A 21,197-nucleotide genomic window follows, 5' to 3' on the forward strand; every position below is an offset into this window, starting at 1 on the left:
CGCCATGTCGCATATTGGCAAGCGCTATCGGCTGAATTGGTCCTGTCTTGCGCCGTCCGTCCGCTCTCCTTTTCCTGCAAGAGGAGATGGCGGGGCAGAACCCCTCCGCCGTGCGCCGCATGCCCCCTCCCCTTGTTGCAAGAGAGAAAGGGACCACCACTCCTCATGGCGCTGTCACGACCTGTCGCCCCTCATCGAGATACAGGGTCAGATCGGCATAAGACGGCATGCTGTGCCAGATATGGCGGGTCAGCCGTTCGTAATGCTGAACGAAACGGCCAAGTTGCGCCTCATCCATGCCCCGCGCCATCAAGCCGGCCTCCTGCTCGGTGCGCCAGCGGAGCACGGTCGGCCAGTCGGGCGGCACGAGCAGCGCCAGGATACCGATGGGCGCGAACAGCGCGGGATAGTCACGCGCCAAAGCGTCATTGACGGCGTGTCGCCATATGCCCTCTGCGTCTTCGCCGGCCTCCAGCGCGTTGACCGGGTCGACCAGTTCGGCGGCGTCCTGCGAGCGCGCGCCCACGCACCAGCCCTCGAAGATCAGCAATTCGCAATCCGCCGGCGCATGTGGCCATTGCTCGGCCGGCCGCCGATCGTCGGTCGCCTTGTCGAAGCGTGGCAACGGGACCGGCTCACCCGCCAGCACGCCCGCGATCGTCGCCATGCCCAGCGCCACGTCATGCGTCCCCGGCACGCCGCGTGTCGCGAACAGCGGATGCACCCGGCACGCCAAATCCAGTCGCTCGGCGCGGGTGCGATACAGATCGTCGAGCGATAGGATCGCGCTACGCGGAAAGCGCCGTGCCAGCCGTGCCGCGATGGTCGACTTGCCGCTCCCCTGCGCGCCGCACAGCCCCAGCACCAAAGGCCGTCCGTCGGGACGCTGCGCCAGCCGCCGGGCAACCAGCGCGGCAATGGGAGCTTCAGGCGACACGATCCCCCGGTGCCTCGCCCCGGAAAAAGGCATCGAGATTGGCGACCGCACGCATCCCCATCGCCGTCCGCGCCTCGATCGTCGCGCTGCCCAGATGCGGGAGCAGCACCGCGCGCGGATGCGCGAGAAGACCGGGATGCACTACCGGCTCACGCTCATAGACGTCGAGCCCGACGCCCGCGATTCGCCCCGCTGCCAGCGCTTCCGCCAAGGCCGCCTCATCGACCACGGATCCACGCGCAGTGTTCACCAATAGGGCGTGGCGCGGCATCAGCGACAGCAATTCGGCTCCCACCAGATGCCGGGTCGCCTCGCCGCCCGGCACATGCAGCGACAGGATATCGCACTGCGCGGCCAGCGCCTCCAGCGACTCGGCCCGCTCCGCCTCCAACGCTGCCTCGACCTCGGGCGCGACGCGCGAGCGGCTGGCATAGCGGATGCGCATGCCCAACCCACGCGCTTTGGCGGCGGTCGCCTGTCCGATCCGGCCGAACCCGACCAGTCCCAGCGTCCGCCCGGCCAGCCCCTGCCCGATCAGATGCGACGGGCGCCAGCCGGTCCAGCGCCCGTCGCGCAATTCCCGCTCGCCCTCGCCCGCCCGGCGGCTGGCCATCAGCATCAGGAGAATGGCGATCTCGGCGGTCGCCTCGGTCAGCACATCGGGGGTGTTGGTGACAACCACCCCCGCCGCGCGCGCCGCGTCGAGATCGATATGATCGACGCCCGCGCCATAATTGGCGACGATCCGCACCCGCCGATCGGGGCGACCGAGCAGTTCCGCGTCGATCCGATCGGTGATCGTCGGCAGCAGGGCGTCGTAACGGGCCATCGCCGCTGCCAGTTCGGCAGGCTCGGGCGGCCGATCGTCGGCGCTGAGCGTGACATCCCAATGCGCGCGCAGATGCCGTTCGACCGCTTCGGGCAAACGGCGGGTCACATAGAGGGAGGGCCGGTCGGTCATGCCGGTTTCTCCGACCCTCGCCTCACCGTCAGGCCGCCGCGACGAAGCGCTGCTGCTGCTCGCCCAGCTTGTCGATGCCCAGCCGCACCGTCTGGCCGGCGCGCAGGAAGACCGGCGGCTTATAGCCCATGCCGACGCCCTTGGGCGTGCCGGTGGTGATGATATCGCCCGGCTCCAGCGTACAGAACTGGCTGACATAGGACACGATCTCGGCCACCGTGAAGATCATGTCGGAGGTGTTGCCGTTCTGATGCCGATGGCCATCGACCTCCAGCCACAGGCGCAGGTTTTGCGGATCGCCCACCTCGTCGGCGGTGACCAGCCACGGGCCGGTCGGGCCGAACGTGTCGCAGCCCTTGCCCTTGTCCCAGGTGCCGCCACGCTCGAGCTGATAGGCGCGCTCGCTGACGTCGTGGACGACGCAATAGCCGGCGACATGGGTCAGCGCCGCGTCCTTCTCGACATAGCGCGCCCGGGTGCCGATCACGACGCCCAGTTCGACTTCCCAATCGGTCTTCTCCGAGCCGCGCGGGATTTCGACATCGTCATTGGGGCCGACGATCGCGCTCGACCATTTGCCGAAGATCACCGGCTCGGCGGGGATGGGCAGATTGCTCTCCGCCGCATGGTCGCGATAGTTCAGGCCGATACAGACGAACTTGCCCGGCCGCGCGATGCAAGAGCCGAGGCGCGGATTGCCCTCGACCACCGGCAGGCTTTCGGGATCGAGCGCGGCGATGTCGGCGAGCCCCGCCGGCGATAGTCGATCGCCCGTCAGATCACCCAGCGTCTCCGGCAAAGCGCGAATCCGCCCGTCCGCGTCCAGCAATCCTGCGCGTTCTTGCCCCGGTTGACCATAACGAAGCAGCTTCATCGACTTGGACTCCTTGGATCACAGACGCGTCTTCCGCGCCCCAATGGCCCCTTCCTTATCGATGGCAGGTGCGCGATGCCACTTGCAAATATGATCGCACGCTTTTGGAATCGCGCGTCAGGCGTAGCCGTGCACCGAATCCCCCAGCAACGTGAAGAAGCGGCGCGCCACTTGGCAATGCGCGACGTCCCATTCGGGATGCCATTGCACCGCCAGCACCTCGGCACCGCAGCCGGGGGCGCGAAAGCCCTCGATCAGCCCATCCTCGCTATCGCGCGCCTCGACCACCAAGCCATAGCCTAGCCGGTCGATGCCCTGCTGATGCACCGAATTGACCTCCAGCCGGCGATGCTCGCCCTGGCCCGCCAAGCGGCCCCCCGGAGTGAGATCGACCGGATGATGATGGCCAAAAAGCGACTCATAATCCTCGTCCCAGGAGCCGCGATGATGACGCGGCAATCCACCCAGACAGGTCAGCGAGCCGCCGAACAGCACGTTGATCTCCTGCATACCTCGGCAGATGCCATAGACGGGTTTGCCGCGTTCGATCATCTTGCCGGCGAGCGACAGGGCGACGGCATCGCGCTCGGGATCGCTGACGCACGGGGACGGAGCGGCGGTATCGCCATATTGCGCGGGCGCGACATGCGAGCGTCCGCCGGTCAGCAACAGGCCATCGAGCATATCGGCCATGCTCGACGGATCGACCGCCTCGCGCACGGCGGGCACGATCACGACATTCGCGCCGCACAGCTTGACCAGCGGCTCGATGAAGCGCGTCGCCACCGCCTGGATCGGGCGGCCCGCCACCTCATTGCCGCACATCAGGCCAATGATGGGCTTGCGCTCACGGGTCATGCGGTCGCCTCCAATTCCTGGCGCAGCGCACGCGCATCGGCACGGGGCAAGGCGCGGGCCTCGGGCTGGACGAGCACGCTGTCGGGTTCGACATCGGCGAGCAGCCAGACATTGCCGCCGATCACCGAACGCGCACCGATCGTCACCCGGCCCAGGATCGTCGCGCCGGCATAGATGATGACATCATCCTCGACGATCGGATGGCGCGCGAACCGGTCGCGTGGCGAACGCGGCGCGGTACCCAGTGCCGAGCGCGCCCCGAGCGTCACATGCTGATAGACGCGCACCCGCTCGCCGATGATCGCGGTCTCGCCGATGACGACGCCCGTGCCATGGTCGATGAAGAAATGCCGGCCGATGGTCGCGCCGGGATGGATGTCGATGCCCGTCCGCTCATTGGCGAGCTCGGACAGGATTCGCGCGACGATCGGCGCGCCCAGCGCGTTCAACTCGTGCGCGATGCGATGATGCAGGCTGGCGACCGCGCCGGGATAGCAAAGCAGGATCTCGTCGACGCTCTGCGCGGCGGGGTCGGCCAGGAACGCGGCCTCGACATCGCTGTCCACCCGTTCGCGGATGCGCGGCAAGGTCGCGCCGAACAACCGGGCGATCAGCGCCGCCTGTTCGGGCGGGAAGGTCGCATCGGCATCCTTCTGCCAATAGGCCAACTCCGCGCCGATCTCGCGCTCCAGCGCGGTCAGTCCCGCGAGCAGCTTGGCGGCAACGAAGCGATCCTCCTCCGCCGCCCCGCCCCGGAAATGACCCAGCCGCCGAGGATAGAGCGCGGCTGCGATCAGCGCGAGGACGTCCTCGACACCGGACCGCGAGGGAAAGCGTTCGACATCGCGGCCCGCATCCTGCCGCGTACGCCAGGACTGACGGGCGGTGCGAAGCGCGGAGACCACGCCATCGATCCCCACTGGCCCGCTGGCGGGGGCATCATCTTCTGCCATGAACGGCCTGGTCGACATCACGATCCTCCGAGCCCCAGCATATCCCATCGTGGCAGTAGGATATAACAGAATTGCTACGTCCCTATAAAGCGCGTCCATTGCTTAACCCATGGTTGCGCGCTTCGCCGGGCACGGGCAAGGACCATTGCACCATCCAGGCTCGACCCGGCGGGAGGGAGACCGCAGGATCGATCGTCGCCGTCCTTTCCCGGAGCCTTTCGACGATGACCACCCCACGCCAGACCACGCTGACCCGGTTCCTGATCGAACAGCAGCGCCGATCCGAAGAGACCTGTCCGCCCGAACTGCGCCTGCTGATCGAAACCGTCGCGCGCGCCTGCAAGGCGGTGAACCAGGCGATCTCCAAGGGCGCGCTGGGCGATGTGCTGGGATCGCTGGGCAGCGAGAATGTGCAGGGCGAGGTTCAGAAGAAGCTGGACGTGATCGCCAACGATCTGCTGCTCGACGCCAATGAATGGGGCGGCCATCTGGCGGCGATGGCGTCGGAGGAGATGGAGACGATCCACCGCATCCCCAATCGCTATCCCAAGGGCGAATATCTGCTGCTGTTCGATCCGATCGACGGGTCGAGCAATGTCGATGTCGACCTGTCGGTCGGCACCATCTTCTCGGTGCTGCGCGCGCCAGAGGATTGCGCAGGCCGCGAGGTGACCGAGGCGGATTTCCTGCAACCCGGCCGGGCGCAGGTGGCGGCGGGCTATGCCATTTACGGGCCGCAGACGCTGCTGGTCCTGACGGTCGGCGACGGCGTCTATGAGTTCACGCTCGACCGAGAGATCGGGTCATGGCGCCTGACCGACGGGCCGATGCGCATTCCGTCCGGCAACCGCGAGTTCGCGATCAACATGGCGCGGCGTCGCCAATGGTCGCCGGGCATCGCGCGCTATATCGATGAGCGTATCCTCGGCACCGAAGGGCCGGTGGGCGAGGATTACAACATGCGCTGGACCGCCTCGATGGTGGCGGACATCCACCGCATCCTGAAGCGCGGCGGCGTGTTCCTCTATCCGGGCGACCATCGCGAGGCGGGCAAGGCCAAGCTGCGTCTGCTCTACGAAGCCAATCCGATGAGTTTCCTGATTGAACAGGCCGGCGGCGCGTCGATCGATGGCGCCGAGCCGATCATGGACGCGGCACCGATCGGGCTCCACCAGCGGATCGGCGTGGTGCTGGGCGATGCCGAGGAAGTGGCGCTGATCGCAGATTATGGACGGACGGGGTGAGCGATTTCGGCTTCGCTCCGGCTGAACGGCCGTTGGATCATCCCTATTCCTCCCCTGTACGTGGAGGTGGCAGGCCGAAGGCCTGACGGAGGGGTGTATCCGGTCATGAGGGAAGATACCTCGCTCAGCCGGCGACACCCTTCCACCATGCTATGCATGGTCCCCCCTCCCCTTGCAGGGGAGGAATGAGAGTCGGCCCAGCCGACTTACGTCCCAACATCCGTTCCGCCTGAGCCCTTCGGCTGGCTGGCAAGCCAGCCGCTCAGGATAAACTTCGGCGCGTTGCGCCGAAGTCGAAGGCCACGGGATTCACGACGGGTGATGGGCGTACACTCAGTGCGAACGGAGCGTTCAGAAGAGCCCCGCCGACTCCCGCACGACCAGTTCATGCTCCACCACCCGGTCCTCCACCGCGCGTGAGCGGATCGACGCCAGCACCTGCTCGACCGCGCGGAACGCCATGTCGCCCACCGGCTGGCGGATGACGGTCAGCGGCGGCCAGAGCCGCGCGGCGATCGCGGTGTCGTCGAAGCCGGTCACCGCCAGATCGCGCGGCAGGCACAGGCCCATGCGATGCGCCTCCCCGACCAGTCCGGCGGCCATGTCGTCGCTACTGCACAGGATCGCGCTGGGCCGATCGGGACGGTCCAACAAAATCCGCGCCGCCGCCGCGCCACTCGCCGGTTCGAACTCGCCACGCACCTCCAACGTCGGATCGATGGCCAAGCCGCTCGCCACCAAGCCCTCGCGAAAGCCCGCCAGCCGCTCGTCCGCCACCGAAAAGCGCGCCAGCCCCGCGATGAAGCCGATCCGGCGATGCCCTTGGCCTGCGACATGCCGGGTCAGCGCCGCCATCGCCGCGCGATTGTCGATCCGCACCGTCGAGATATCGGGCAGCGCATGGCCCGTCGCGATCGCCGCCGCCGCGACGCCCAGTTGCTCGAACAACCCCGATCCGCTGAGCAATTCGGCAAAGGGCGGCACCAGCAACACCCCCGCCGCGCCGCTCTGCACCAGTGCGCGCACCGCCGCTTCGGCCGCCTCGCGGGTCAGCCCTTCCTCGGCCTGGGCGATGAATTGCAGGCCGCGCGCATTGGTCGCCCGCAAAGCGCCCAGCAGGACGGAGTCGATGAACGGCGTCCGCCGGTCGCTGTAGATCAGGCCGAGCGTGGTCGCGCGCGCCTTGGCCAGCCTCCGCGCGGCGATATTGGGGCGGTATCCCAGTTCCTCGACCGCGGCGAGCACCGCCGCGCGGGTCGCCTGGCCGACCTTGCCCGTGCCGTTGATGACGTTGGACACGGTCATCGCCGACACGCCGGCCCGTTCGCCGACCGCACGGATCGTAACCCCTTCGGGCTTGCGCATCGTCATAGAGGGCAAGCCGGTAACGGGCTTTTCCGTCATCGACCAGCCCCCGCCCAGGTGGCCAGGCCCGTCAGACCGCGCCTGCCTTCAGCCCCTTCACCGCATGATCGACCGCGCGGGCGGTCAGCGCCATGAAGGTCAGCGACGGGTTCACGCAGGAGATCGAGGCCATCTGCGCGCCATCGGTGACGAACAGATTGGAGGCGTCATGCGCCTGGCTCCATTTGTTCAGGACCGAGGCACGCGGGTCCGCACCCATGCGCGCGCCGCCCATTTCGTGGATCGCGTCGCCGGGGACGTGCTCCTGCTCGCCGCTGGTGACGTTCTTCATCCCCGCCGCGCGCAGCATCGCCTCGCCCTCGCGCCGGGCATCGGCCATCATCTTCAACTCATTGTCGCGGAAGGTGACGTCGAACTTCATCAGCGGCACGCCGAACCGGTCGACCTTGCTCGGGTGGAGCGACACGCGATTGTCCTCATAGGGCAGACACTCGCCGAACGCGCCCATGCTGAACTGCCACGGGCCATAGCGGCGCATGCCATGCTTCATCTCCGCACCGAAGCCGACCGGCTTGGCGGCGTTGCGATAGGCAGACCCCTGATAGCCATAGCCGCGCTTGAAGCCGAGGCCCTCGTCGCCCTTCAGATTGCGGAAGCGCGGCACATAGACCCCGCCCGGACGACGGCCATATTCGATCAGATCGTCCATGCCCGGAATCTCGCCCGACACGCCGACGCGGAAGATGTGGTCCATGACATAGCGGCCGAGCGTCCCGCTCGAGTCGAAATGGCTACGCTCCGAACCGGCCGCGCGCGAGTTCATCAGGATCTGCACCGACGCCATCGACGATGCGCAGACGAAGACCAGGTTCGCGGTCGCCTGCATCGCCTGGCCGGTCTTGGCGTCGATATAGCGGACGCCGGTGACCTTCTTCCTGGCCGCATCATAATCGATGCCGGTCACCACCGCGTCCGACTGGAGCGTCAGTCGCCCGGTCGCGCGTGCGGCAGGTAAGGTTACCGCCTGGGTCGAAAAATAAGCGCCGAAGGAACAGCCATTGCCGCACTGGTTGCGGAACTGGCATTTGGTGCGGTTCTGATCGGGCTTGTCCTCGGTCATGTTGGACAGGCGGGTGTTGATCAGCTTGCGCCCCGGAAACTGGTTTTCCAGCCGTTCCTTGAACCATTTCTCCGCGACATTCATCGGGATCGGCGGCTGAAACTCGCTATCGGGCAGATAGGGCAGATTCTCGCGCGATCCGGATACGCCGATATATTTCTCGACATAGGCATACCAGGGCTCGACATCCTCATAACGGATCGGCCAGTCGGCGGCGACGCCCTCGCGCTTGTTCGCCAGGAAATCGTCCGGGCTCCAGCGGAACGACCAGCGCCCCCAGATCAGCGACTTGCCGCCGACCGCGCCGGGCCTGATCCAGTAGAATTTGCTCCCCTCGTCATAGGCATAGGGGTTCACCCGGTCGTCATTATAGAATTTGCGATTGCTGGGCGCGACATAGCCGTGCTTGGCGATGAAATAGTCGCTGTCCATCAACGGCTTGGGCATGATGTTGCGCGCCGGCACCTCGAAGGGCGGCTTGCCGTCATACGGATAGCCCTCGCCATGTTCGACCATGACGCCCCGGTCGAGCATCAGGACGCGCAGGCCTTTTTCAGTCAATTCCTTGGCGGCGAACCCGCCGCTGATCCCGGAGCCGATGACGATCGCATCGAAACGGTCTGTCGCCGCCATGACTATCCTCCCTTTATGGTTCTTATCGTTTAGAAGCGCAGGCTGCGCAGCGTACGGTAACTGGTCGTGATATCGGGCAGATAGGGCGCGGGCGCCTGATCATTCTCGACATAGAAATGCTTCACGCCGGCCAGCGTGTTGAGCTTGAAGATCGAGGCGAAGTCGACCTGTCCCGCCCCCACGGCCGTCATGCTGCCATCGGCGCGCGCATCCTTGACGTGATAGGCATAGATGCGACCCGCCAGCCGCCGGATCAGCGCCTTCACATCCTCGCCCGCATGGATCGCCCAATAGAGGTCGATCTCCAGCTTCACGAGCGCGGGGTCGGTCGCCTTGAGCAATCGCTCATACAGGCTGACGCCGCCGGGCTTGGTGGTGAACTCGAAATCGTGATTGTGATAGGCGAAGCCCAGACCCGCCTTCTTCAACCCTTCGGCGAAGCGGTTGAAATTGGGCAGCGCGGCGTTCCATCCGGCCTCGGTGCGATGCTCGTCGGTCATGTACGGCAGGACGACCGTGTCGGCGCCCAGCGTCTTGGCCATCGTCACGCATTTGTCGAAATTGTCGCGCAACGCGTCATAGCCGATATGGACTGAGGGCGCCTTCAGGCCCAGCCGGTCCTGCGTGCGGCGAAGCATGGCATGGTCCATCGCATCATAGCCGCCACCGCCATATTCGATCTCGCGATAGCCGATCTTCGCCACCGCCTCGAGCGTCTTGACCGGATCGGCGGAGAACAGCTCGCGGATCGTGTAGAGCTGCAATCCGATGGGCCCAAGCTGCGCGGCCTGCGCCTCGCCCGGCAGGAGCGCGGCGGCGCCCAGACCAAGCCCCGCCCCCATCAGCGAACGACGATCGATCATGCCGAGTACACCTTGTTGACCTGAGAATAGGGGAAGGCACCATTATATTCGCCGGGCACGGGCAGATATTCGCGCTCCTGCGTGATGCCGATTTCCGACGTGTAGTATCCGGTGACGACGAGCTGCCGGAACGGCTCGAAAAAAGCGCGGCCCTCGGGCAGCACGCCTTCCATCGCCTCGGTCAGCAGCGTGTCCTGTTGCGCCGCCGTCGCCTTGGCGGCAGGCACCTTGTTGACGCTCTGGCTGCGTGCCTCGATCGCGTTCAGCCCGGCGATGATCGGCACCCGGTCGGCAGGCAGCGACCAGTCGGCGAGCATCTTTTCGATGAACTCGGGCACCTTGGCCGCGATCGCGCCGGGGGTATCGGTGGTGGGGATCACCCGCTCGGACAAGGCGACCATCGTCGCGCGCTGGGTGGGGGTGAAGACGGCCACGCTGGGCGGGCCATCCGAGATGACGGGGACGGCGCCGCGGGTCTGCTCGACCGCTCCCGCCGCGCGAGCGATGGGCGCGAACAGCGTGGAGCCGAACATGGCGGTGATCCCCGCCAAGGCATGTCTGCGGTCGATATGGGGGTGGGCGATCATCGGGCATCCTCCGGCAGGTCCTGCGCGATCGCCTCGGGGGGCAGCGGACGGACCCAGATATTGCGGAACGAAACGGGCGAATCATGATCCTGAAGCTGGATCGGCGCGGCGTCGCCATGGGCCTGGTACTTCTCCACCTGCCGCCAGATGGTGGTGCCCAGCATCGCCTGATGGTTCTGCACCACCACGCCGTTCAAGAACGCGGTGACATAGGCGGGGCGGAGCAGCTTGCCATCGGCGGCGAAGCGCGGCCGTTCGAAGATGATGTCATAGCTCTGCCACTCGCCGGGCTTGCGCGCGGCGTTCACCAGCGGCGGCTTCCAGGCATAGACCGCGCCGACCTGGCCATCGGCATAGGTCGGGTTGTTATAGCCGTCGAGGATCTGCACCTCATAGCGCTGCATGAACCAGATGCCGCTATTGCCGCGATCCTGCGAGCTCTTCCGCGGCGGATTGGGCGAGCGAAATTCGAGGTGGAGCTGGACATCGCCGAAGCTCTGCTTGCTGACCAGCACGCTCTCCGCCTTGCCGTCGCGGGGTGGCACGGTCATCACGCCATTCTGGAGCAACCACGGCTTGCCGCTGGGCGTCCAGGCATCCATCGAGCGTCCATCGAACAGCACCACCGCATCGGACGGCGCGCCGCCGGGTTGCGCGGCGGGCGTCACGACAAGCGGCGCGGGCCGGTCTGGGTCGTGGACATGCCATTTGCCGCCGGGCAGCATCGGCGTGTCGCGAAATCCCAAGCCCGGCTTGTCCTGGGCGCCCGCGCCGCTGGCCATCACCAGCGCGATCAACGGTAGCATCCGCATCGCATCCCTCCTCATGTTCTCGGATCGATCGCGCGATAGGCGGCGATCAGCTTGTCTTCGCCGGCGCGACCCTTGATCGAATTGCCGTGCTCCATGCCGATCACCCCGGCATAGCCCTGTGCTTTGAGGAAGCGGCAGACATTGGCATAGTTGATCTCGCCGCTGCCCGGCTCGTTGCGGCCGGGATTGTCGCCGAACTGGATATAGCCGATCTCGTCCCAGCACAGCTTCAGCGTCGGGATCAGATTCCCCGACTGAATCTGCTCATGGTACAGGTCGGCCAGCACCTTCACGCCCGGACTGTTCGCGCCGCGTGCGACGGCATAGCCCTCCGCGATCGACTGCATGAAGACGCCCGGATGGTTGGTCCGCGTGTTGAGCGGCTCCATCACCAGCGCCATCCCATGCGGCGCGACGATATCGCCGGCGCGGCGCATCACGTCGATGATCCGGCCCATCTGGATCGCGGGATGCAGCTTCCTGTCCATGAAGCCGGTAACGACCGTCATATGCTTGGCCCCGACCCGCTTGGCGACATCGACCGCACTGGTCACATCGGCCAGGAAAGCCTGCCGTTCGGCATCGTCATCGCCACCCAGCAAAGGCCGCGATTCCGACCATTTGGGCATCGAGGCAACGAACACGCCCATCGTCATCTTCCGATCGCGCAGCGCCTTGGCGATCGCCTCCTGCTCGGCGATGGGACGCAGGCGATATTCATTGTCCTCCCACGCCCAGAAGCCCTGATCGGCGGCATAAGCGATCTGCTCGACCGAGCTGTCACCCCGGCTGGCGAAACTGCCCAGATGCGGTGCAAAGCCCAGGGTGAAGCGCGCGGCGTTGGAGGAGCTGCCCGCCTTCTGCCCCGCCAGCGCGGCGGCGGGGACGGCGGCGGCGAGGCCGCCCATCACGGTGCGACGCGACCAGCTCATGCGACGGTCTCCACGATTTGCGGGCGAGGCCGGCGGCGCTCGACCAGCCAGATGCCGCCGAACACGAACAATAGGATCACCGGCACGATCGCCAGCCGCGCAAAAGACTGCGACGCCGCCGCATCCTCGACCTGACGTAATGCCTCGCCGGTTAGCCGCTTGAACGCCTCCGGCCCACCAGCCAACTCGACCTTGGCGGCGTCGAACATCGCCCCCAGGCGCGGCAACACGAAGAAGCTCGACAGCGCGCCCGCCGATCCGACCAGCCCCAACGCCCACGCCCCGCCGCGCGGATAACGCTCGGCGACCGAGGCGAGCATGGTCGGCCACATCGCGCAGACGCCAAGACCCCAGACGGTCGAGGCCAGAATCGCCGCCACCGGCGACTCCGCCCGCGACAAGAGGAACAGGCCGATGCCGGCGAGCAGGCTCGACACCCAGAGCAGCCCCGGATTGGACAGCCGCCCCGCGATCCGCCCGGCAAAGTGACGGAATACGAACATCAGTGCACTGACATAGACGAGGAGGAGGATACCGCGCATCCCCACCCGGCTGCTGAGCGCCACGTCGAGCCACTGGCCAGGTGCCAGTTCGGACGCGGCGGTCAGGAACATCGCGCCGAACCAGACGAAGAAACTCGGCCGCTTGAACACCTCGGCGATCATGCCACCGAAACCGACGTCTCGCACCGCGCGCGGCACCGGCGGGAAACGCGTCGTCGCCGCCATCACCAGCACGCCCAGCGCAGGGATCAGCACCAGCGCCATGATCGCCTGCCACGACAGCGCCTCCGCCAGGAACACGCCCGCCAGACCGCCAACGATCAACCCGCCGGGATACCAGGCATGGAGCACGTTCAGCCGGTGCGTCGTTTCCTCAGGGTAAAGCCGCGCGGTCAGCGGATTGATCGACGCTTCCGCGAGGCCCCAGCCGATGCCGCTGAGCAGCATCCCGCCCCAGACGATGTGATAGACCGCCATGCCGCTGGCGACTTGCCCGGCACCAATGATCGCCGTCGTGCCGACCAGAAAGCACAGGCCGCATCCGATCAGCATCTGTCGCGCGCCGATCCGGTCGAGCAGCGCGCTCGCCACGAAAAGGGTCGCGGCAAAGCCCAGAAACGCCGAACCCAGGGCCGATCCGATCAGCTCCCCCGCCTCGACCGGCGCGATCGGATCGATCCACTGCGCCTTCAGGCTGCTCGCCACCGCCGCGCGCAAGGCCGCACTCGCGGCGGCCGTGAACAGGGCCAGCACGCTCAGCCAGAATAGTCGCGACCGATTTTCCGGTATCGCCTCCATGCCCCTCTCCCGCTTATGTTTTTTGTCAGACTTGACCTTCCGGGGCGGACGGTCAAGCCATTGAATCGCTTAAATTCCTAGCCAGCGCCGATTGGCGTCGGGATCGCCCCCACCGGCGAAATCATCAAAGGCGCGCTCGGGGCGCCGGAACATGTGCGCGGCAATGAACGGCGCCCCTTCGCGCGCACCGTCTTCCGGGTGCTTCAGGCAACATTCCCATTCCAGCACCGCCCAACCGGCATAGCCATACTGGGTGAGTTTGGAGAAAATGCCACCGAAATCGACCTGCCCATCGCCCAGCGAACGGAACCGCCCCGGCCGGTCGACCCAGTCGCTATAGCTGCCATAGACGCCCGCGCGGCCTGTCGGGTTGAACTCGGCATCCTTGACGTGGAACATGCGGATACGGTCGTGATAAAAGTCGATGAACTGGAGATAATCCATCGCCTGCAGCACGAAATGGCTGGGGTCATAGAGGATGTTGGCGCGGGCATGACCGCCCACCGCATCGAGGAACCGTTCGAACGTCACGCCGTCATGCAGGTCTTCGCCGGGATGGAGTTCGTAGCAGAGGTCGATCCCCTCCTCCTCGAACGCGTCCAGAATGGGCCGCCAGCGCTTGCCGAGTTCGTCGAATCCCTCCGCCACCAGTCCGGCGGGACGCTGCGGCCAAGGATAGACGAAGGGCCAGAGCAGCGCACCGGAGAAGGTCGCATGCGCTTTTAGACCCAGCCGCCGGCTGGCCTTGGCAGCATAATGGAGTTGCTCGACCGCCCAAGCCTGGCGCTCTGCCGGACGCCCCCGCACCGCATCGGGCGCGAAGCCATCGAACGCGGCGTCATAGGCGGGGTGGACCGCGACCAGCTGGCCTTGCAGATGGGTCGACAATTCGGTGATCGCGACCCCCGCCTCGGCACAACGCCCGGCGAGATCGTCGCAATAGTCCTGGCTTTCGGCGGCCAGCTTCAAATCGATGCAGCGCGCGTCCCAGGTCGGAATCTGCACGCCTTCATAACCGGCCTCCGCCATCCAGCGCGCCGCCGAGTCGAGCGTATCGAACGGCGCGGCATCGCCCATGAACTGGGCCAGGAAGATGCCCGGCCCGTGCATGCTGGGCGTCGCACTCACTTGGCGGTCTCGGCCTTGAGATAGGCAATCAGCGCGGCGCGCTTGGCGGGATCGGCGACGCCGATCGGCATCCGCGTGCCCGGCACTTTCTTCATCGGCGCGGCGATGAATTCATTCAGCGTCTTGTCGTCCCATTTCAGCCCCGACGCCTTCATCGCAGGCGAATAGTTGAAGCCGGGGACCGTGCCCGCCTGCCGCCCAAACACGCCGTTGAGATTGGGGCCGACCCCATTGCGGCCGCCCTTGTTGAGCGTATGGCACGCCCGGCACGCGGCAAAGGCCTGGGCACCCGCTGCCAGCGCGGTCTGCGCGGTCGATGGCGCCTGCGCCGCCAGCATGATGGCGATCGTACCGGGAATCGCGGCCAACCAGACGAGTTGCCTCATCCTCTCTCTCCTGAAATTTTCTTGTCCAGATTCGCTGGTTCGACTCAGAGTTTACCGTTAAACCCATGGCTTGCAAGCATCCAATGTCGCCTTTCGAGCGACGCGCATGAGGGGAGAGGATGATGGCGGGACGCAAGTTGAAGCTGGCGATGGCGGGCGGTGGCGAGGGCGCGTTCATCGGCGGCGTGCACCGGATGGCGGCAGTCCTCGACGGCGATTGGGAACTGGTCGCGGGCGCCTTCAGCAGCGACCCGGCGCGCAACTGGCGGACGGGGGAGCAACTGGGTCTCGACCCGGCGCGCGTGCACGACACGCTCGACGCGCTGCTGGCCGACGAACGCGCGCGGCCCGAAGCGGAGCGGATCGACGCGGTCGCGATCGTCACGCCCAATCATCTCCATGCGCCGATGGCGATCGCCGCGCTCGATGCCGGCTTCCCGGTGTTCAGCGAAAAGCCGATGGCGATGAACCTCGCCGAGGCGCAGGCGATTGCAGAGGCCGCGCGAGCGTCGGGCCAGCTTTACGCGCTCGCCTTCACCTATAGCGGCTATCCGCTGGTCGAGGAGGCGCGCGCGCGTGTCGCGCGTGGTGATTTCGGTGCCATCCGCTTGGTCCATGTCGAATATGTCCAGGGCTGGCTGAGCAGCCCGCTCGACCGCGAGGGCAACAAGCAGGCCGAATGGCGGACCGATCCGGCACGCGCCGGCCTGGGCGGTGCACTGGGCGATATCGGCACCCATGCCTTTCAACTGGCCGAACATGTCTCCGGCCTGAAGGTCGAGGCGCTGTCGGCCGATGTGACCACCCATGTTGCGGGACGGATGCTCGATGACGACGTCAACGTCCTGCTGCGTTTCGCGGACGGCGTGCGCGGCACGCTGCGCGCGACACAGGTGGCGGCGGGTGAGGAGAATGGCCTGCGGCTGCGGATCCATGGCGAGAAGGGCGGCCTGGAATGGTCGCAGATGGAGCCCAACACCCTGACCCTGCGCTGGCTCGACCGCCCCGCCGAGATCGTCCGGGCCGGCGGGCCGGGGCTCAGCCCCACGACCCTGCCTCGCCTGCGCATCCCCTCGGGTCATCCGGAGGGCTATATCGAAGCATTCGGCAACCTGTACCGCGCGGTCGCGGGGGCGTTGCGTGACGGTAGTGCCGCCGGGGGCGAAGCGCCGGGCGCAGCGGACTGGTATCCGGGGCTGGAGTCGGGCCTGCGGACAATGGCGTTCGTCGAGGCGGTGCTGGAAAGCGCGAAGTCACAGGAGAAGTGGACGGCGTTTCCAGCGACAGGGCTTGTGACCCAGCCATTCTGACAGGCATGAAAAGCTCTATGACGTCAGCGTGAGAAACGCGTGATCCTTTTGCCCTTGATGATCCTACAGCCGGAAGCCGCCTTGTCCTTTGGGGAGGCAAGGCGACTTCCACCTCCTGTCGCTGGCGAACGTCTTTTGAAAGGCGTGGATCATGGGCGCATCGAGGCCTTCGTCGCACCCGCCGGAGGAATAAATGCGCCCGGCGTCATCGACGCCAATCTGGTTGAGCGTCCGTCTGCGACAGTGCAAGGCTGCACGAGGAGACGATGGACCGTCCGCTTCCGCGCCGATCCCAATGACGCGCTGGATCGTGCGATGCCCAAAGATCACTATCAGACGACGGAGATCGCGCGAGCAAAGCCGTCCAGATGCCCGACCGCCGATTATGTCCATTTGAACCCCGGCGTCGAAACATCGCAGGGTTTCGCTGTTCTCGAACAACTGGATCGCCTTCGCTTCGGCAAGGCAAAATTCGTGATCCAATGCACCGATCAAACCAATTCGGAATTGTGCAATAGGGGCGCGAAAATCCCTTACGAATTGGCGCATCTCAAGCCATGGAACATATCGGCTAGTCCGAACGGCTTTGTCTTATGGCTCGGAACGCCGGGTCGAACCGTAACGGAGGTACGCTTCGACGCGCGCGAACCCAACCATGTCTCGATAAGCCGCAACATTCCGGCACCATTTTAAGCATATTCAACGCCTTATCTGGCGAATAGCTGCTACCCTCGCCACCCTCGTACGATGCCGACCGCGCCTGCCAAAACCGCCGCGTCCTCGGCAAAACCCGTCTTCGTCTGGCCATAGCGTCCCAGCGCCGCCATGCGCCCGCGCCAGCCGGGATAGGAGGCGACCACCGCCGTCACACCACCGATGGCGGCACCCAGCCAGCGATGCTTGGGGGAGGCGAGCGCCGCGCCGGCAATCGCCGAGGTTGTGAAGCGCGCCGCCAAGCCGATCGGCACGATCCGGTCGGGCGCCGTCTTCTGCTTGTCGCCCGCCATCTCGCCGATCGCGAGCGCCAGCGTGCCCACCGCGACGACCGGGTTCGCCAGCCAGCGAAGCACGCCCTTGCCCAGCGACAATTCGCCCCGCGCGGCGGCGATCGACACGGCGGCGAGCGGCGTCATCGCCCGTTGTCCGCCGACCAGACCCATTTTGAACGATGCGAGCATGACGATGACCTCGTGACGGAAAAGCAGATCGTCACAACGCATGCGGCCACCTGCCGGGTTCCCCCTTCCCTTCGCGGGGCTGGCTTTGGCATGATCATGGGCATGATCCGTATCCTGACCGCCGCCGCGCTGCTGGTGCTTGCCGCCTGTTCCTCCAATGACCAGCCCCAGGGGTTGAGCGAGGAGGAGAACCGCCAGTTGAACGAGGCCGCCGCGATGCTCGACGCCAATGCGGTCGATCTGAACGCGATCGCCCCTTCGGACGTTGGGGCGGCGACATCCACCGATAACGAAAGCTGATGCCGTCATGACCGATCTGCCGCTTCGCCGCCTGGGCTCGACCGACCTGATGATCGCGCCGCTGGTGCTGGGCGGCAACGTCTTCGGCTGGACCGCGGACCGGGTGGCGAGTTTCGCGGTGCTCGACGCCTTTGTCGACCAGGGTGGTACGATGATCGATACGGCAGACGTCTATTCCGCCTGGGTCGACGGCCATCGGGGCGGCGAGTCCGAGACGATGATCGGCGAATGGCTGAAGGCCAGCGGCAAGCGAGACCAGGTGCTGATCGCCACCAAGGTCGGGATGCTGCCCGGCGAAGGCGGTGAGAAACTGGCCCCCGCCCGGATCGCGGCGGCGGCGGAAGCGTCGCTCAAGCGGCTGGGCACCGACCGTATCGACCTGTATTTCGCGCATCAGGATGATGAGGATCAGCCGCAAGAGGCGGTGATGGAGGCTTTCGCCAAGCTGGTCGAGGCGGGCAAGGTCCGGGTGATCGGCGCCTCCAACTTCCACGCCGCCCGTTTGAAGAGCGCCAATGACGCGGCGCGCGAGGCGGGCCTGCCGCGCTATCATGTGCTGCAACCCGAATATAATCTGGTCAGCCGCCACAAATATGAGGGCGAGCTTCAGGATTATTGCGTCACCGAGAATGTCGGCGTCGTGCCCTATTACGGCCTCGCCTCCGGCTTCCTGACTGGCAAATATCGCAGCGAGGCCGATCTATCGCAGAGCGTACGTGGCCAGAAAATGGGTGAACTGCTCCGGGGCAAGGGCGCCGAGATACTGGCGGCGCTCGACGACGTGGCCGAGGAAACCGGAGCGACACCCGCCCAGGTCGCGCTTGCATGGCTGATGGCGCAGGCGGGTGTCACCGCGCCCATCGCCAGCGCGACCAGCGTCAAGCAATTGTTGGAACTGACCCCCGCCATGCGGCTCCGCCTTTCGGACGATCAGCTTGCGCGACTGGATGCGGCAGGCGCCTGAGCTTCATAAAACAGGTTAAGATTGAAACCAAATGGATGGCCAAGGTATTCATATCCTATGACTTCAATGCCGCGCACCATCCTGGTGGTCGACGATCAATATCTATTGCTGCTCCATACGCAATTCGCACTGGAAGATGCGGGATATAAGGTCATCCAAGCGAGTTCCGCCGACGAAGCGCTGAATCTTCTGGACCATCATCCGGGGATCGGCGCGATTTTTACCGATGTCGTCATGCCCGGCTCGATGGACGGCGCGACCTTGGCGGAGCGGGTGCGGGAGACGCATCCGCACGTGCCCGTGATCGTTACCTCGGGACAACAGGGTTATGATCCGGCCGAGTTACCGGTGGGCGTGCGCTTCGTGCCCAAACCCTATACCGGCCACGAAATCATTCGCCTGATCAAGGATATATCGGCCGCCCCCGGCCATGATCAGGCGGCTTTCGCCTGGTAGCTGGTCGGCCGGCCGATCAGATATCCCTGGATCTGCTGGCACCCCAGGGCATCGAGCGCCGCATATTGCTGCTCGGTTTCGACCCCCTCCGCGACGATCGGGATGTTCAGGCTACGCCCCAGGCCGATCGAGGCCCGGACGATGGATAGCGCCGGCCCATGCGCGTTCATGCCCGCGACGAAGCTGCGATCGATCTTGATCTTGTCGAACGGGAATTGCTGCAGGCTGCTGAGCGAAGCATAGCCGGTCCCGAAATCGTCCATCACGATCCGCACGCCGGCGGCGCGCAAGGCGCGCAAATTGGCCGTCGCAGTCTCGCGCTCGTCGATCAGGACGCCCTCCGTGACCTCCACCTCCAGCCGGTTCGGATCGAAGCCCCTGGCGGCGATGGTCGCCAGCATCTGCTTCGCCATAACCGGGTCGCGCAACTGCACCGGCGACAGGTTGATCGCCAGCATCCATTCGGATGACCAGGACCGGGCGACCGTCAATGCCTCGACCAACAGATGCTGGCCGATCTCGGCGATCAGGCCATTTTCCTCGGCGATGGAGATGAAGATATCGGGCGAGACGGGGCCGAGGGCCGGATGGGTCCAGCGGGCCAGCGCTTCCTGCCCGATGATCCGGCGCGTGGCGCAATCGGCGATCGGCTGAAAGGCGAGATAGAGTTCGCCGCGCGGCGCGGCATGGCGCAGCTCGTGCGCCAGCCAGCGCCGCTGCCGACGCTCCTCATCCATCGCGGCATCATAAAGGCGCGCGCGGTTGCGGCCGTCCGCCTTGGCCCGGTACAGCGCGATATCGGCACAGGCGTGAAGCTCGTCCCCCTCCTGCGCGTGGCGTTGCGACAAGGCGATACCGATGCTCAGACGGATCGCAGGCACCGCGCAATCGGCCGCCGCGATCGTGAAGATGCGGTCGACCAGCGCGCTGGCATCCTCTTCCTCGGCCGACAGACGGTGTAGGATCGCGAACTCATCGCCGCCGATCCGCGCCACGACATCCTCCGCGCCGACGGCCGCCACCAGCAGCGCCGCCGTCCGGATCAGCATCTTGTCACCGGTGGCATGGCCCAGCGTGTCGTTGACGCCCTTGAACCCATCCAGATCGATGGCCAGCAATGCGATCCGCTGGCCCGCCAGCAACAGTGTCGCCAGCCGCTCGGCAAACACCACGCGATTGACCAGCCCGGTCAGCGGATCATGATGCGCCAGATATTCGACCTGACGCTGAATCCGCTCGCGTTCCGCACTGGCCCGCGACAGGGTATCGAGGCCGCGTGCCAGCTCGCCTATCTCATCGCGGTCGGCCGCCATGGGCAACGGGGCCAGCGGATGGCCTTCGTTCATCGTCCGGATCGCCGCCACGATGTCGAGCAACGGCCGCATGATCCGCTTGCGCAACCAGACGATCAACAGGGTGACGAAGAGCAGGATCAACAGCCCGGCCAGCGCCACCTGGATCAGCGCATGGCGCGCCAGTTGCTCGACCTGAACTCCACGCGCGGCCAGTTCCCGGTTGAGCCGTTCGTGCGAATTCTGTCGCGCCTGTTCCAGACTGTGCAGGCTGGCGACGAAAGCCGGCATCCGCCTTTTGACCGAGGCGGCGCCATGGCGTGCATCGGCCATCAGGGCCAGCGCGGCATCGGCGAAGCGTCGCTCCGTCTGATGCTCATAGGCCAGGGCATCCCGAACGCCCGGGGGGCAAGCCGGGTTCGGCCATCAGCGGTGTCGCCAGCCCCGCGATCGTCGTGCGTTCCAGCGGCCGCCAGCGTGCAGCGGCGATGGGGCGGCCCTTTTCCACCTCGCGGGTCAGATCACCGATCGCGATGCGCAGCGCGCGCAACCGGGCGTCCTCATCGTCATGGCGGGTAATCACTGCGGTCATATGGCGGTTGGCCTTGACCGTGGCCAAAAGTTCGCTGCCCAGCAGCAAGCCGAAGCCGCTGAGCGCCAGGGAAACCAGCAATCCGACCGCCAGCATCGCCGCAAAACGAAACTGCAAAGATCGACGGCGACGCGGCAAATCTTTCATCACG

Annotated in this window: 23 protein-coding genes; 6 read left to right on the forward strand and 17 right to left on the reverse strand. The window is 65.9% G+C overall.

The genetic code is table 11. The features are described 5' to 3' along the window. Positions 1-163: 163 nt before the first annotated feature. From SP6_RS16170 to epsC, 5 genes are all read right to left on the reverse strand, one after another. Complete coding sequence (locus SP6_RS16170; RefSeq protein ID WP_007404645.1) at positions 164-937, reverse strand: hypothetical protein; 774 nt, start codon at positions 935-937, stop codon at positions 164-166. Next, positions 927-1,898, reverse strand: a complete 972-nt coding sequence (locus SP6_RS16175; RefSeq protein WP_007404565.1) for a 2-hydroxyacid dehydrogenase — start codon at positions 1,896-1,898, stop codon at positions 927-929. The genes SP6_RS16170 and SP6_RS16175 overlap by 11 nt, the downstream gene beginning before the upstream one ends. Before the next feature lie 28 nt (positions 1,899-1,926). Beyond that, complete coding sequence (locus tag SP6_RS16180; RefSeq protein ID WP_007404674.1) at positions 1,927-2,772, reverse strand: fumarylacetoacetate hydrolase family protein; 846 nt, start codon at positions 2,770-2,772, stop codon at positions 1,927-1,929. 117 nt (positions 2,773-2,889) lie between these two features. Further along, complete coding sequence (locus SP6_RS16185; RefSeq protein ID WP_007404593.1) at positions 2,890-3,630, reverse strand: gamma-glutamyl-gamma-aminobutyrate hydrolase family protein; 741 nt, start codon at positions 3,628-3,630, stop codon at positions 2,890-2,892. After that, entirely contained in the window at positions 3,627-4,601 is a 975-nt protein-coding gene (gene epsC / locus SP6_RS16190; RefSeq protein ID WP_007404597.1) for a serine O-acetyltransferase EpsC, read from the reverse strand. Before epsC ends, SP6_RS16185 begins: the two co-directional genes overlap by 4 nt. Before the next feature lie 206 nt (positions 4,602-4,807). Here epsC and SP6_RS16195 point away from each other — a divergent pair, with 206 nt between their 5' ends. Further along, a complete protein-coding gene (locus tag SP6_RS16195) occupies positions 4,808-5,827 on the forward strand; it encodes a class 1 fructose-bisphosphatase (protein WP_007404642.1) in 1,020 nt (339 codons plus the stop codon). 351 nt (positions 5,828-6,178) lie between these two features. Here SP6_RS16195 and SP6_RS16200 read toward each other — a convergent pair whose 3' ends face one another. From SP6_RS16200 to SP6_RS16240, 9 genes are all read right to left on the reverse strand, one after another. Next, positions 6,179-7,231 (reverse strand): LacI family DNA-binding transcriptional regulator, encoded by a 1,053-nt coding sequence (locus SP6_RS16200; RefSeq protein ID WP_007404581.1) that lies wholly within the window; start codon positions 7,229-7,231, stop codon positions 6,179-6,181. 31 nt (positions 7,232-7,262) lie between these two features. Next, the gene (locus tag SP6_RS16205) at positions 7,263-8,945 is read right to left on the reverse strand and encodes a GMC family oxidoreductase (RefSeq protein ID WP_007404652.1); all 1,683 of its coding nucleotides are present in this window, start codon (positions 8,943-8,945) and stop codon (positions 7,263-7,265) included. A 29-nt stretch (positions 8,946-8,974) separates the two neighbouring features. Next, positions 8,975-9,808: a sugar phosphate isomerase/epimerase family protein gene (locus SP6_RS16210; RefSeq protein WP_007404494.1), complete on the reverse strand. Its 834-nt coding sequence runs from the start codon at positions 9,806-9,808 to the stop codon at positions 8,975-8,977. Then, positions 9,805-10,395: a gluconate 2-dehydrogenase subunit 3 family protein gene (locus tag SP6_RS16215; protein ID WP_007404592.1), complete on the reverse strand. Its 591-nt coding sequence runs from the start codon at positions 10,393-10,395 to the stop codon at positions 9,805-9,807. The genes SP6_RS16210 and SP6_RS16215 overlap by 4 nt, the downstream gene beginning before the upstream one ends. Beyond that, on the reverse strand, positions 10,392-11,201 hold the full coding sequence (locus SP6_RS16220) for a 3-keto-disaccharide hydrolase (protein WP_007404669.1): 810 nt from the start codon (positions 11,199-11,201) through the stop codon (positions 10,392-10,394). The genes SP6_RS16215 and SP6_RS16220 overlap by 4 nt, the downstream gene beginning before the upstream one ends. A gap of 17 nt (positions 11,202-11,218) precedes the next feature. Next, positions 11,219-12,139 (reverse strand): hydroxypyruvate isomerase family protein, encoded by a 921-nt coding sequence (locus SP6_RS16225; protein ID WP_007404525.1) that lies wholly within the window; start codon positions 12,137-12,139, stop codon positions 11,219-11,221. Then, positions 12,136-13,440: an MFS transporter gene (locus tag SP6_RS16230; RefSeq protein ID WP_007404634.1), complete on the reverse strand. Its 1,305-nt coding sequence runs from the start codon at positions 13,438-13,440 to the stop codon at positions 12,136-12,138. The genes SP6_RS16225 and SP6_RS16230 overlap by 4 nt, the downstream gene beginning before the upstream one ends. Positions 13,441-13,509: 69 nt before the next feature. Beyond that, entirely contained in the window at positions 13,510-14,550 is a 1,041-nt protein-coding gene (locus tag SP6_RS16235; RefSeq protein WP_007404692.1) for a sugar phosphate isomerase/epimerase family protein, read from the reverse strand. 14 nt (positions 14,551-14,564) lie between these two features. Further along, a complete protein-coding gene (locus tag SP6_RS16240; protein WP_037568272.1) occupies positions 14,565-14,954 on the reverse strand; it encodes a c-type cytochrome in 390 nt (129 codons plus the stop codon). 122 nt (positions 14,955-15,076) lie between these two features. Here SP6_RS16240 and SP6_RS16245 point away from each other — a divergent pair, with 122 nt between their 5' ends. Next, complete coding sequence (locus SP6_RS16245) at positions 15,077-16,264, forward strand: Gfo/Idh/MocA family protein (protein ID WP_042469365.1); 1,188 nt, start codon at positions 15,077-15,079, stop codon at positions 16,262-16,264. A 39-nt stretch (positions 16,265-16,303) separates the two neighbouring features. Then, the gene (locus SP6_RS16250; RefSeq protein WP_126053330.1) at positions 16,304-16,957 is read left to right on the forward strand and encodes a hypothetical protein; all 654 of its coding nucleotides are present in this window, start codon (positions 16,304-16,306) and stop codon (positions 16,955-16,957) included. A 32-nt stretch (positions 16,958-16,989) separates the two neighbouring features. On the opposite strand, the gene SP6_RS16255 is transcribed toward SP6_RS16250, so the two are convergent. Continuing rightward, positions 16,990-17,442, reverse strand: coding sequence for a DUF4126 family protein (locus tag SP6_RS16255; protein ID WP_037568273.1), 453 nt, complete (start codon positions 17,440-17,442; stop codon positions 16,990-16,992). A gap of 102 nt (positions 17,443-17,544) precedes the next feature. Here SP6_RS16255 and SP6_RS16260 point away from each other — a divergent pair, with 102 nt between their 5' ends. From SP6_RS16260 to SP6_RS16270, 3 genes are read left to right on the forward strand one after another with little or no spacing between them, the layout of a single operon-like run. Continuing rightward, complete coding sequence (locus SP6_RS16260) at positions 17,545-17,742, forward strand: hypothetical protein (RefSeq protein ID WP_047866879.1); 198 nt, start codon at positions 17,545-17,547, stop codon at positions 17,740-17,742. Positions 17,743-17,749: 7 nt separating this feature from the next. Then, entirely contained in the window at positions 17,750-18,706 is a 957-nt protein-coding gene (locus tag SP6_RS16265) for an aldo/keto reductase (protein ID WP_007404683.1), read from the forward strand. Positions 18,707-18,763: 57 nt separating this feature from the next. Next, the gene (locus SP6_RS16270) at positions 18,764-19,162 is read left to right on the forward strand and encodes a response regulator (protein WP_037568275.1); all 399 of its coding nucleotides are present in this window, start codon (positions 18,764-18,766) and stop codon (positions 19,160-19,162) included. Here SP6_RS16270 and SP6_RS16275 read toward each other — a convergent pair. Next, a complete protein-coding gene (locus tag SP6_RS16275) occupies positions 19,141-20,787 on the reverse strand; it encodes a putative bifunctional diguanylate cyclase/phosphodiesterase (protein ID WP_007404572.1) in 1,647 nt (548 codons plus the stop codon). The genes SP6_RS16270 and SP6_RS16275 overlap by 22 nt on opposite strands. Before the next feature lie 43 nt (positions 20,788-20,830). Further along, positions 20,831-21,163, reverse strand: a complete 333-nt coding sequence (locus tag SP6_RS16280) for a hypothetical protein (RefSeq protein ID WP_037568276.1) — start codon at positions 21,161-21,163, stop codon at positions 20,831-20,833. Positions 21,164-21,197 lie beyond the last annotated feature (34 nt).

It is taken from the genome of Sphingomonas paucimobilis NBRC 13935 (assembly GCF_000739895.2).
GTDB classification, from domain to species: Bacteria; Pseudomonadota; Alphaproteobacteria; order Sphingomonadales; family Sphingomonadaceae; genus Sphingomonas; species Sphingomonas paucimobilis.